Origin of the sequence: Chitinophaga nivalis (assembly GCF_025989125.1) — a bacterium.
Taxonomy (GTDB): Bacteria; Bacteroidota; Bacteroidia; order Chitinophagales; family Chitinophagaceae; genus Chitinophaga; species Chitinophaga nivalis.
In genome coordinates this window covers 4,938,030-4,950,551 of record NZ_JAPDNR010000001.1, presented here as the reverse complement: position 1 = coordinate 4,950,551, position 12,522 = coordinate 4,938,030, and the positions used below count along the sequence as shown (strand labels likewise).

The 12,522-nt window shown below is 49.3% G+C and carries 9 protein-coding genes and 1 riboswitch; of the genes, 7 read left to right on the top strand and 2 right to left on the bottom strand.

What is annotated here, in order from left to right; genetic code table 11:
* The first annotated feature begins 204 nt into the window (after positions 1–204).
* The 5 genes from OL444_RS19815 to OL444_RS19795 all read left to right on the top strand — a co-directional run bounded on the left by OL444_RS19815 (position 205) and on the right by OL444_RS19795 (position 7,184).
* Positions 205–1,833: a hypothetical protein gene (locus tag OL444_RS19815; RefSeq protein ID WP_264730361.1), complete on the top strand. Its 1,629-nt coding sequence runs from the start codon at positions 205–207 to the stop codon at positions 1,831–1,833.
* Positions 1,834–2,194: 361 nt separating this feature from the next.
* The gene (locus OL444_RS19810) at positions 2,195–2,827 is read left to right on the top strand and encodes a CGNR zinc finger domain-containing protein (protein WP_264730363.1); all 633 of its coding nucleotides are present in this window, start codon (positions 2,195–2,197) and stop codon (positions 2,825–2,827) included.
* A 25-nt stretch (positions 2,828–2,852) separates the two neighbouring features.
* A complete protein-coding gene (locus OL444_RS19805) occupies positions 2,853–3,761 on the top strand; it encodes an EamA family transporter (protein ID WP_264730365.1) in 909 nt (302 codons plus the stop codon).
* A gap of 33 nt (positions 3,762–3,794) precedes the next feature.
* Positions 3,795–4,760, top strand: coding sequence for a Gfo/Idh/MocA family protein (locus OL444_RS19800; protein ID WP_264730367.1), 966 nt, complete (start codon positions 3,795–3,797; stop codon positions 4,758–4,760).
* A gap of 249 nt (positions 4,761–5,009) precedes the next feature.
* Positions 5,010–7,184 (top strand): bifunctional alpha,alpha-trehalose-phosphate synthase (UDP-forming)/trehalose-phosphatase, encoded by a 2,175-nt coding sequence (locus OL444_RS19795; RefSeq protein ID WP_264730368.1) that lies wholly within the window; start codon positions 5,010–5,012, stop codon positions 7,182–7,184.
* 75 nt (positions 7,185–7,259) lie between these two features.
* On the opposite strand, the gene OL444_RS19790 is transcribed toward OL444_RS19795, so the two are convergent.
* Positions 7,260–9,041, bottom strand: coding sequence for a glycoside hydrolase family 15 protein (locus OL444_RS19790; protein WP_264730370.1), 1,782 nt, complete (start codon positions 9,039–9,041; stop codon positions 7,260–7,262).
* A 173-nt stretch (positions 9,042–9,214) separates the two neighbouring features.
* Here OL444_RS19790 and glk point away from each other — a divergent pair, with 173 nt between their 5' ends.
* Together glk and OL444_RS19780 are read left to right on the top strand one after the other, a co-directional pair.
* Positions 9,215–10,270, top strand: coding sequence for a glucokinase (gene glk / locus OL444_RS19785; protein ID WP_264730371.1), 1,056 nt, complete (start codon positions 9,215–9,217; stop codon positions 10,268–10,270).
* A gap of 15 nt (positions 10,271–10,285) precedes the next feature.
* A riboswitch (Fluoride riboswitch) is annotated at positions 10,286–10,357 on the top strand.
* A 44-nt stretch (positions 10,358–10,401) separates the two neighbouring features.
* Positions 10,402–11,697: a voltage-gated chloride channel family protein gene (locus OL444_RS19780; protein ID WP_264730373.1), complete on the top strand. Its 1,296-nt coding sequence runs from the start codon at positions 10,402–10,404 to the stop codon at positions 11,695–11,697.
* Positions 11,698–11,718: 21 nt separating this feature from the next.
* Here OL444_RS19780 and OL444_RS19775 read toward each other — a convergent pair whose 3' ends face one another.
* Positions 11,719–12,504, bottom strand: coding sequence for an MBL fold metallo-hydrolase (locus OL444_RS19775; protein ID WP_264730375.1), 786 nt, complete (start codon positions 12,502–12,504; stop codon positions 11,719–11,721).
* Between the last annotated feature and the right edge of the window lie 18 nt (positions 12,505–12,522).

The window sequence follows — 12,522 nt, the reverse complement described above, 5'->3', positions numbered from 1 at the left end:
GGGGAACCCTGAAAGTTGATGCGCCAAGTTACAATTTATTCAACTACTTTTGGAGCCTGAAAAAAGAATTAAAGATTTAGCATTACTAATTACACATTGGTTAACAGAGATATAGCGCATTCAACTGCCATATAACTGCCACCCCTGTATGATTATTATGCCCTACAAACGATTCAGCCTTCAATCCCAAAGCATTCTATGCCCATGTCATTTACAACTGCCCGCAAATGGGCTATGCTGGAAGTCATTATTATTGTAGCACTTGCGCTGGTGCCTTTATTTGTAACATTTCCCTACCGGGTCAATATCTTTCTGTCGTGGGAAGGTGCCTACCGGTTATCATCCGGACAAATTCCCTACAAGGATTTTGGTTTGCCGCTGGGATATGGTTACTGGATCATCCCGGCTTTGTTTTTTAAGATCTTCGGGCCGCAGATGATTACGCTGGTGAAGGCACAGGTGTTCATTAATATCATGGCGGGTCTGGCTTTTCGTTCCATATTGAAAAGCCTGGGTGCAACCAGTGGCGTAAGGTTGTTATCGGTGCTGGTATTTGCCTTGTCTTATTCTTTCTCCAATTTCTGGCCCTGGTATAACCATACGGTTATTGTATATGAACTGGTAGGATTGAGCTTTCTGCTGCGCGCTATTTTTGCAGAACAGGTGCGGTCGCGCTTTCTGTGGCTGGCAGTAGCGGCGTTATTTGTGTTCCTGTCGCTGTTTACCAAACAAGATGGAGGTGGCATGGCCTTTATGTTGTGTCTTGGCCTGCTGACGTATAACAGCGCCGTTACCCGTCGCTGGTGGGATGTACCGGTGTTTGCAGCCATGTATATCGCCATAGCCCTGCTCTTTATATTACCATTGATGCCTTCCTTTGGTTACTGGTTTAACCACGGGCAGCCACCGCATAGCTCCCGGTTGGCCATGAACGATTTTACGGATGAAATCATGGGCAACTCCAACTGGATTAAAGGATATGTAGTGCTTGCGGCTTTATGTGTGGCCGCCCGGGTAAAACAATGGAGCACCTGGATACTGCAGCGGCAGGAGGTACTGTTTGTGCTGGTTACCGTGGGCATCCTGGGAGAAGCGGCTATTTTCCAGGTTACCAGTTATACGCCGCCGGATAACAATATCTTCTTCCATAGTTTCGCATTTGCATTCATTGCCACCTACCTGTGCGAGCTGCTGCAGGTAAATATCAACCAGGGAAAGGCTTTACTGGGCGCTGCCTTTTTAGTGCTGTTCTGGTGGTCGGGTACCTGGTGGAAGTATGTAGGCCGTTTTACCGACCGGTTGTTTCCTGCCCAGGAGTTATTGGGCATCAGCGACCCTACGAAAGAGAATGTGGTATCGCGGCGTAATTACATCCTGAACTACGACAGCACCGATGTACCGGTAGCCAAATGGGTGTATACCGACCTGCCGGTGTTCCGGAAGATCTATATGCCGGCATCTACGGTAAAAGGTATGGAACGCGTACTGGCGTTACCGGTAGTCCGGGAAAAGAAAGAGGGTATCAAGGTATTGAACATGACGGAGCTGACACCGCTGGCGGTAGTGATGCCATATAAGCTGGAAACGGGATCGGATTATCCGTTGTGGTATCACCTCGGGGTAGGCATGTTTAACAAACAGCTGACCGCCTTTACCCAAAAAGTGCAACAACATCATTATGACCTGGTACTGTATGAATATGCGCCTACCTTGAACAATTTTTACCCTTTTGCCCTGCGGGAGGAACTGCGGCAAAATTATCAACTGGTGGATTCTTTTCTGGCTCCCCGGCGTCCGACAAATGCTGTGATTGAGGTATATGTGAAGCCGTGATATAACAAATAAGAATTATGGGTTAGTACATAAAAGGGGGAGACCGGTAACCTGGTTTCCCCCTTTGCATGGGTAGTAATGACCAGCGTAAAACACAGTGCCGGAATGCACAACAAGAGAGCAGCCCCCCTGCTTAAAATACTATTATCCGGCTCTCGGAAAGGGCCTTTTGAGCGCTTATTTTGTCTATCTAATTATACTGATTTTTAATTGTTTAGATTGTTTTTGCTGGGGAGTAGGTTTAGGTAGATGAATACCTGGTTTTTACCTCATTTTTTATTAACCGGTAAAATTAATTTTACCGGTTAATATTAAGGATTACATTTGTCATGAGCGCCTTATAAAAACAGGATGGACAGGTATGGAAAAACCGATTACTGACCTCCGGCTGTATGGCGGAGTACTGTGCCTTGATTTTGTGAATACCGTCAGCAACCGAAAAAAAGAGGGGGCATATGACTACCTCGCCGGATTCAAAATATTACTACAATGGTATGCCCATACGGGGGCATTATCTCCCAAAATTATTCATACCCTCGAACGCCTCGCCAAAGGATATCCGCAAAAGGCCGCCGTTATTTTTGAAAAAAACATCCAGCTCCGGGAATTACTACACCGCATCTTTATAGCAGCCATCCATCGGAAACCACCTTTACCGCCAGACCTGGTACAGTTGAATGCTTTTATTGCAGATACCTACGCCAATATAGAAATGAGCTGGCTGCCGGCCGGCAAAACGGGGCAGCTGCAGTTTAATGCGCCCGCCCTGGAACAGGTGAACTGGTGGCTGGTGAAATCTGCCGTAGAGCTGTATACGGGTAACAAGCTGCAACAGGTGCGGGAGTGCCCGTCGTGTGGCTGGCTGTTTCTCGACAACAGCCGCAACGGATCGCGGAAATGGTGCAGTATGAGCACCTGCGGCGATGTCAGCAAAGTAACCCGCTGCTATGAACGCAATAAGAAATCGAAGCACACCACCGATAAACCCAAATGAATAAGTCGATTAAATCTATGCAACTATGAATCTTCTGGAAAAAAGAACGGGAACCATTTCTTCGAAAACCATCCTTTGCCTGCTGGCCGTCTATATTATATGGGGCTCTACTTATCTGGGCATGAAGATCGCCACTAAAACAGTTCCGCCTTTTCTGTTGTCGGGGTTACGCTTTTTACTGGCAGGGAGCCTGCTGCTGGGCGTTGGGCTATGGCGCGAAAAGATATGGCCTACACGCCGCCAGTTCCTGTCGGCCTGCCTGGTAGGCGTGTTGCTGATTGGTGTAGGTAATACCTGTGTAGCTGTTGCCGTTCACTATATGCCTTCCGGATTGGTAGCGCTGCTGATAGCGGCCATGCCAGCCTGGTTTATGGGGCTGGACTGGGCCTTTTTCAGCCGTAAGCGTCCTTCCGCGCTAACCATGGTGGGGATAGGGCTGGGATTTCTGGGCCTGTTCCTGTTGTTCAATCCCTTTGGCGCGCATGACGTACGTACCTTCCCGTTATGGCCGGTAGGCGTAGTGCTAATCGGCAGTATCAGCTGGGCCGTCGGGTCGTTGAGTGTACCAAGACTGCAGATGCCTACCCAGATTATCAGCACGGCCATCCAGATGCTGGCGGGCTGTGTATTATGTTTCCTGATCAGCACCGTGCTGGAACCTGGCGCGTGGCAAACGTTGCCGGCCATGAACCTGGAAGGGTGGACTGCTTATCTTTACCTGGTACTGTTTGGCTCCCTGGTAGGTTATACATCCTACAGCTGGCTGGCCCGGAATGCGCCGCCCCGGCTCACGGCTACCTACGCCTATATCAATCCGATCGTAGCGTTGGTGTTGGGATGGGCCATCGGTAATGAAAGTATTACGCCCATGTTAGGCGTAGCTGCCGCTATCGTTATTGCCGGCGTGGTATTAATGACAATGGGCAAGAAATAATCATCGTTCTCGTTTATTAGATTAACTTAAGTTATGGACACTATCAGATGGGGTATTATAGGTTGCGGCAACGTAACCGAAATAAAAAGCGGCCCGGCTTTCCGGCTGGCTGCCAACAGCGACGTGGTAGCCGTGATGCGCAGAAATGGCGCACTGGCAGCAGATTATGCCGCCCGGCATCAGGTCAGCCGGTATTATGACAATGCGGAAGCTTTGCTGGATGATCCGGCCGTAAACGCCATTTATATTGCCACACCGCCAGACTCTCACGAAGCATATGCACTGGCCGCCATTGAAAGGGGCTATCCGGTATATATCGAAAAGCCGGTAGGCCTGAATGCCGCCGCCGCTCATCGTATAGCCGATGCCGTGACAGCTGCTGGCGCGGTGGCCAGCGTGGCGCATTACCGGCGCAGGCTACCTGCATTTACCTGCGTACAGCAACTGCTCCGGGAGAAACGTATCGGACAGGTAACGGGCATAGACCTACGTTTATGGCATACCCCTCTGGCCGGCGACGGTGGCTGGCGGATGGATGGCCCTATCAGTGCGGGAGGCGCCGGAGGGCATTTCCACGACCTGGCGCCACATCAGATAGACATCCTGTTGTACTATTTCGGGCAACCGGTTCATTGCACGGGTATCAGCAGCGGCGGCGGGAAGCAGATCCCGCATACCATCAGCGGACAAATCCTCTTTGAAAACGACATCCTGTTCAACGGCAGCTGGAATTTCCGGGTGGCTGAAACGGAAACAAAGGATGAATGTATTATCAATGGTACCAAAGGGAGCATCCGGTTCCATTTCTTTCAGCACTTCGACCGTGTGACCCTGCATACCGGTCACCATACACAGGAGTTCCGCTTTGAAACACCTGCGCATATACAGCAGTACCTCATTGCCGACGTGGTAAAATATTTCAGGGGAGAACAACCTAATCCCAGCAGCGTTACTGAAGCTGCATTGGGTATGGATATCCTGGAAAAACTATTGGGCTGAACAACAGCCCGATAGTTTGCCGGATCGGATTTTTGCTTCTTTTTCCCTGCAGGAATGCTTATATTGCTATCTCACACTATACAGGAAGGCCCTTTATCCTACTCCGGATAAGCCCTGTTGATGAACCTCAGCCGCTTTAGCAGCCGTATTATTTTACATTATTTGGGTTCCGCTCTTTTGGGTGCATTTTTTGTTTTGTTGGTGCGTTCCCGACTGAAAGTAATTTGATAATAGATATATAAACTGACTATGCGAAAAACCATTATTGTATCGAACAGGCTTCCGGTTAAGATTACAGAGAACGACGGCGAATTTACCCTGCAGCCCAGTGAAGGCGGACTGGCAACTGGTCTGGGCGCTATTTACAGAGAAGGCAACAATATCTGGATTGGCTGGCCAGGCCAGGAGATTACCGATCCGGCTACACAGGAAAAGATAGCGAAGCAATTCAAACAGCTCAACTTAATGCCGGTTTATCTTACCCAGGATGAAATCAACAACTTCTACGAAGGATTTTCGAATGAAACACTGTGGCCGGTTTTCCACTATATGTCCGTTTATGCCCGCTATGAACAAACCTACTGGGATGCCTACTATCAGGTGAACCAGAAATTCAGGGATATTATTTTAAAAGTAGCGGAGCCGGATGATATCATCTGGGTACATGACTACCAGCTGTTATTATTACCAGGCATGTTGCGGGCAGCCTTACCGGAAATTTCCATCGGCTTTTTCCAACACATCCCGTTTCCGTCGTATGAACTGTTTCGCCTCATTCCATGGCGGGCCGAAATCCTGGAAGGCATGCTGGGATCTGACCTCATGGGCTTTCATACCTTTGATGATACCCGTCATTTTCTGAATGCCGTCAGCCGTGTACTGCCTGTGAACACCACCGCCAATGTGGTATCCTATAATGACCGCGCAGTTGTCGTGGAAACTTTTCCCATGGGAATTGACTACGGCAAATTCTCTTCCCTCGGCAACGACCCGGAAGTACTGGAACAGGTACAAAGCCTGAAAGAGAACTTTAAGGAAGACCGGTTAATCCTTTCCATCGACCGGCTGGATTACAGTAAAGGGATCCGGCAACGGTTGCAGGCATTTGAGCTCCTGCTGCAACTACATCCTGAATATATCGGTAAGATTGTATTGTATATGATTGTAGTGCCTTCCCGTGACACGGTACCGCAGTATAAAGAGCTGCGTGATGAAATAGACAAACAGGTAGGCAATATCAACGCCCGGTTCCGTACCCTCAGCTGGCATCCGATCCAGTATTTTTATCGTTCATTCCCTGTGAGTACTTTATCGGCCCTGTATAATTTTTCCGACATCTGCCTGGTAACACCTATGCGTGACGGCATGAACCTCGTGAGTAAAGAATATGTTGCCAGCCGGAATAATAATGATGGGGTATTGATCCTGAGTGAGATGGCAGGTGCATCTAAAGAATTAAGTGATGCCCTGATTGTGAACCCCAATAACCTCGGGGCTATCATCCGGGCTATTGTGGACGCGCTGAATATGCCGTTGCCGGAGCAACAACGCCGGATGAAACCAATGCGGCAGGTGGTCTCCAAATTCAATGTGCACCACTGGGTAAAATTATTTATGACCCGCCTGAAAGAAGTGAACGAGATGCAACAGAATATGCTGGCCCGCCTCGTGAGCCAGGAAACGGCTTCCATGATACGACAACAATACCGGGAAGCGAAGCAACGGATTATCTTCCTGGACTACGATGGTACCCTGGTAGGCTTTCAATCCAATATTGATGCAGCATCGCCCGATCCGGACCTGTACCAGCTGCTGCGGGAGCTGGCCGCCGTTCCCGGTAATCACATTGTGATGATCAGCGGCCGTAAACATGAAACCCTGGGCGAATGGTTCGGGCATCTACCCCTGGACCTGATAGCAGAACATGGTGCGTGGCAGAAAACCAAAGACGGCGAATGGTTCGAATTACCCGGACTCACGGATACCTGGAAGCAGGAAATACAACCTATGATGGAACAGGCTACCGACCGTACTCCCGGTTCTTTCATAGAAGAGAAAACCTATTCCCTGGTATGGCATTACCGGAAAGTGGAATCCGGCCTGGGAGAGTTACGCGCCAATGAGCTGATGAACACCCTGCGGTATTATACCATGGAAAAAGGCTTACAGGTATTGCCCGGCGATAAGGTCATAGAAGTAAAGAATATAGAGATCAACAAAGGAAAGGCTGCCCTCAGCTGGCTCAATCACAAACAGTATGATTTCATCATGGCTATGGGAGATGATGTGACAGACGAAGATATTTTTAAGGCATTGCCCCCCAAGGCATTTAGCATTAAAGTAGGTGGGCAGGTATCAGCCGCGCAGTATTACCTGCGGAGTTATCATGAGGTGAGACATTTGTTGCGGACGCTCAAGAAGTAGGACAATATTTTATTATAAAAGATAAAGGAGAAGATGCCCACATCTTCTCCTTTATCTTTTATGTATTCATCAACCTTACAGAAATATAGGCACATCCAGTTTCATCGATATTCTATACGCTGCATTCATCAAGCCCACATGGCTATAGGCCTGCGGGAAATTGCCCCACTGGCTGCCGGTAGCAGCTTCCACATCTTCACTGAACAGCAGCAGGTGATTGGAATATTGCAGGAGCTTTTCAAATTCACGTTGGGCATCTTCCAGGCGCCCTACACAGGCCAGTGCTTCCACATACCAGAAGGCGCAAACAAGGAAAGTAGTTTTGGGTTTCCCGAAATCATCTGCATGCAGATAACGATAGAAAAGCCCTTCCGGTGTTTTCAGTTCTTTCTCCAACGCAGCCAGGTGATCGCGGGCTTTTTCAGAAGCAGGGTCCAGGTAGTTCATCATGATGAGCTGTAAAGTGCTGGCATCCAGGTGCTGACTGCCAGCTGCATTGGTATATACTTTACGCACAGGATCATAGCAGCTTTCTATATGTGCGGCTGCCCGTTCTTTCAGGGCCACGGCTCTGTTGATCAGCGTTTCATTGCCAATGGTACGCGCCATCTTTTCTGCCGCACAGCATCCGGCCCATTGGAAAAGATTGGTGTAACAATGTATGTTGGCCATATTCCTGAATTCCCAGATGCCGGCGTCTTTCTCATCGATGGTTTTTTCTATCTTCTTTAATAAGAGATCTATCCATCTGTCTGAATCTTTCCGCTCCGTAAAAATAAACCGGTGATCTGTATACAGGGGCAACATGGATATCAGTACCTGGCCGTATATATCATTCTGTATGTGTTCATAAGCCTGGTTGCCGATACGTACGGGCTGATTTCCCATATAGCCGTTCAGGTGAGGCAGAATGGTTTCCGATAAGGTCTTTTGTCCGGTAATACCATACAGCGGCTGATACCGGAAATCGCCGGAGAAAGAAATATCGGTGATATACCCGAAGTACCGTTCCATTTCCTCAAAATGACCAATATGGTTTAAGGCCGTAATCACGTAATAGGTATCCCGCATCCAGCAAAAGCGATAATCCCAGTTACGGCTGCTGTCCGGATATTCGGGCAGGCTGGTCGTACTGGCGGCAATGATTGCACCGGTATCTTCATACTGATGAATTTTGAGCGCCAGCGCAGAGCGGATCACATAAGGCTGAAAGTAATTGGCGATAGAGGAATGTTTGATCCAGGTGCGCCAGTAGGTAACCGTTTCCCGCAGGAAGCGTTCCGCTGTACTGACCAGTGGGGCTTCCAGCGGCTGGCCATAGGTGAGAATCAGATAGCGGGTATCATTCAGTACAAAATATTCTTCATCCATCAGATAGCTGACCGCAATGTTGGTGGTCAGCCGTACATTTTCTTCACAGCCCGTAAATTCAATGTGGCTGCTGCCCCGCATGGCATGCAAAGGTGCGGACCCATACTCACAGACTGGCGCACATTTTACCCGGATGCGGGGAGATCCTTCCAGGGGCTCTATCTTACGCACCAGCATCAGCGGTTTGAAGAAACGTTCATACTGCAGAAAGCGGGGCGAAAAGTCGGTAACCCGGTAGCTGCCTTCTGTAGTCGTGATTTCTGTACATAATATATTGGTGTTCTCCAGGTAATACTGGTGGCTGTCATAATCAGCTTCGGGCAATATCGAAAATTCACCGCCTTTCTTTTTGTCGAGCAGGCCGCCAAATATAAAAGAGCTATCCATGCGGGGCCAGCAAAGCCAATCTACGTTCGTATTCTTGTTGATGTGCGCCAGGAATGCACAGTTGCCAATAAGTCCTGTCTGATAAGTATGTCTTTCCATGAATTCGCTATTGATGTGATTGAACTACACTTTGGTCAGAAAATTGTTCATGCCGACACAAATGCTGTTCCAATAATCATGAGATAGCTATCCGGCATTATTAATTAACAAAACATAATCATCATAAAAGATTTGCCTGAAAATATTATTTTTAGCACATAAGCTATAGCAAGATGGAGACACTGAAAAAGCAACACTATCTTCCCCGGTTTATCGCACCGCCGGAAGAAGCCGTCAATAATTCTTATTTACTGGCAGGTGATTTAGGTGGTACGAAAACCAATCTGGCCTTGTTTAAAGCCAGCAATGGCGCCCTGGAACTGATCCGGGAGCATAAATATGCTTCCCGCGAGTACGCCAGCTTTTCAGCAATTATTCATCACTTTATCGGGGAGTGCGGTCAAACACCGCCACAGCGTATATGCATTGGCGTAGCCGGTCCGGTCGTGAATGGTAAGGTAGAGCTGACCAATCTTTCCAGGGAACTGAGTGAAGCGGAAATCCGCCAGCATACCGGTATTAATAAGGTAGCGCTCATTAACGACCTGGAAGCCACGGCTTATGGCCTGGCTACTTTAACGGATGCGCAGCTGACTACTTTACACAGGGGAAGTGGCAATGCCAACGGCAATATGGCCATCATTGCACCTGGCACTGGTTTGGGGATGGCCGGATTGTACTGGGATGGTACCTGGCATCATCCTTTTCCGACAGAAGGCGGACATACCGACTTCGCGCCCAGAACAGACCTGGATATTTTATTGTTGCGTTACTTACAGGAGAAATATGAAATTGTGAGCTGTGAACGCCTGGTAAGCGGCCCTGGTATATCAGATATCTTTCAGTTTCTCCGGGATGTCAAAGGCATGGAAGTACCGCATTCCCTTCAGACGGCTATGCAGGAAGGAGATCCGGCTGCAGCTTTGAGTCAGTCGGCCATCAGTGGCAATACGGCTATTGCCGTTAAAACCATGGAACTGTTTGTACGTTACCTGGCCCGGGAAGCCTGTAACCTGGTATTGAAAATGAAAGCGACGGGCGGCTTGTTCCTGGGGGGCGGTATTCCTCCTAAGATTGCCGCGCTGCTGGAAACCGGCGATTTTTACCATCACTATATGCAGGGCGATCGGATGGCGGAACTGCTGGCCAGTGTGCCCATTCATATTGTGAATAATGATAAAACGGCTTTGTGGGGCGCTGCCTATTATGCAGAAATATTGAAAGATTAAATTTACATTTGTATTCATAATACAGGAAATGGTGTCTTCCTGATCCAAACCGTCAACCAACCGTTGACTGATGGCGCCTACAAATATGGAACTGCCTGACCGGCTGTTTTTCACACTGCTATTTGTAGGATATGAATAAATACAACACTTCTCCGGAACAATTGACGGTAGCCCGACAGCTGCTACGCTGGACTTTATTGGTATTACCCGTAGCCCTGGCGGCAGGCTCGCTGGTAGCTTTATTTTTGTGGTTATTGGAATGGGCTACGCAATTCCGTTGGGCACATAGCTGGTTGTTATACGGATTGCCTTTTGCGGGTATCGGTATTTACTGGTTATACCGTTTAGCCGGCCGCAACGCAGAGAAAGGGAATAACCTGATCATGGAGGAAATCCATCAGCCGGGTGGCGGCGTGCCGGCCCGTATGGCGCCCTTAGTATTGCTAACCACTATTATCACCCATCTCTTTGGTGGCTCCGCCGGCCGGGAAGGCACTGCGGTTCAGATTGGCGGCAGCATTGCCGGTTGGATCGCCAGAAAACTGGGACTAACCCCTAAGGATACACGTATCTTACTGATGACAGGTATCGCCGCCGGTTTCGGCGCGGTGTTTGGAACGCCCGTCACCGGTGCTGTTTTTGCCCTGGAAGTACTGGCCATTGGGGTGATGCGCTACGACGCCCTGGTACCTTGCCTGATAGCCGCCGTGCTGGCAGATTGGGTGTGCAGCGCCTGGGGCATTACCCACACCCATTATAGCATCCATTATACCGGTAAGGCTGTCATGGAGTATTGGCCGTTTGTACACCTGGATCTGTGGCTGCTGGTGAAAGTGATTCTCGGTGGCGTTGCTTTTGGGCTTAGCAGTTTCCTCTTTTCCACCCTGATGCACCGGATTAAGCATCACGCCAACGCCTATATTAAAATCCCCTGGCTGGTACCTTTTGCCGGCGGTTTACTCATTATCGGATTAACTTTTGTAGCCGGTACTACAGATTACCTGGGCCTGGGCGTACATAGTGCTTCGCCAGACGGGATCAGTATTGTAGCGGCCTTTGATGCCGGGCATGCCATCAACCCCTGGAGCTGGCTGTGGAAGCTGGTTTTCACGGCTATCACTTTAGGAATGGGATTTAAAGGAGGAGAGGTGACCCCCCTCTTTTTTATTGGCGCTACTTTGGGTCATACCCTGGCTGTGCTGCTGGGCGCACCGGTGGATCTTTTTGCCGGGCTGGGATTTGTCGCTGTTTTTGCCGGCGCCACCAATACCCCCATCGCCTGTACCCTCATGGGCATTGAGCTGTTTGGCGCCGATCATACCTTATACCTTGCAGTAGCCTGTTTCACGGCTTATTATTTCAGCGGACATACCGGTATCTATGGTGCACAGCGGTTAGGGGTACCGAAGTACACCCGCCCGGAATAGTGCATCGCAGCAATCGTAGTATCAGACCGGGCTTTCGTTTTCCCTTGTTACAGCCGGTAACGGAAATTCTGTGATATCATGGTATCCGAAAACAACCACCTCCGGATGTGCGTGCATAAATGTGCGGATGCGATGAAGCGTTGCCATATGCAGGGCAGCGTCATCCGCCTTCATTTTTGACAGCGCGGCCACAGGATGATCCGGATCTGTTAGTTCGGCCCGGAGGTAATAGGCGTCTCCGATATAAAACAGCCAGGTAGCCTCCTGTCTGATAGCCACGCCGCAATGCCCACGGCTATGGCCAAAGAGCGGAATCAGGTAGATGTCTGTATCGATGGCTACCCTCGTTTTTCTGGCTTCAAAGCTAAACCAGGTATCGTTGCCTGCCGGATAGGTGATGATTTCCGGACGATGGTCTAACTGGTGCGAGAGGTATCTGTCGTGGTCACGCGTGAATTGTTCATATTCTTCGGCGCCGACATGCACCGTAGCATGGGGGAAGTCTGCCAGCCCACCGATATGATCCAGGTCTAAATGAGAGATGAGGCAATCTGTTACCTTTTTGGGATCCAGTCCTAAGGCAGTTATTTGTTGGATAGCGGTCAATGCTTCGTCGAATTGCAGGCCGATAGCGTCAATCAGTTGCTGCCCAAGCCGTTCAGCAGGTTGCCGTGTCTCTTGTAAGCCGATGCCGGTATCTATCAGCACCAGCCGGTCTGGTGTTTCCAGTAATAAACAATGTCCGATAGCGGAGGCTCCCATAGGAGATTGAATGTCCACACAGTTCAGGTGATGTATTTGCAGCATAGTGATCAGCTTTATAAT

What these genes read in the sequence shown, in the direction of transcription:
- OL444_RS19815 (WP_264730361.1), top strand. Translation starts at nt 205, where the DNA reads ATGTCATTTACAACTGCCCGCAAATGGGCTATGCTGGAAGTCATTATT.
- OL444_RS19810 (WP_264730363.1), top strand. Translation starts at nt 2,195, where the DNA reads ATGGAAAAACCGATTACTGACCTCCGGCTGTATGGCGGAGTACTGTGC.
- OL444_RS19805 (WP_264730365.1), top strand. Translation starts at nt 2,853, where the DNA reads ATGAATCTTCTGGAAAAAAGAACGGGAACCATTTCTTCGAAAACCATC.
- OL444_RS19800 (WP_264730367.1), top strand. Translation starts at nt 3,795, where the DNA reads ATGGACACTATCAGATGGGGTATTATAGGTTGCGGCAACGTAACCGAA.
- OL444_RS19795 (WP_264730368.1), top strand. Translation starts at nt 5,010, where the DNA reads ATGCGAAAAACCATTATTGTATCGAACAGGCTTCCGGTTAAGATTACA.
- OL444_RS19790 (WP_264730370.1), bottom strand. Translation starts at nt 9,041, where the DNA reads ATGGAAAGACATACTTATCAGACAGGACTTATTGGCAACTGTGCATTC.
- glk (WP_264730371.1), top strand. Translation starts at nt 9,215, where the DNA reads ATGGAGACACTGAAAAAGCAACACTATCTTCCCCGGTTTATCGCACCG.
- OL444_RS19780 (WP_264730373.1), top strand. Translation starts at nt 10,402, where the DNA reads ATGAATAAATACAACACTTCTCCGGAACAATTGACGGTAGCCCGACAG.
- OL444_RS19775 (WP_264730375.1), bottom strand. Translation starts at nt 12,504, where the DNA reads ATGCTGCAAATACATCACCTGAACTGTGTGGACATTCAATCTCCTATG.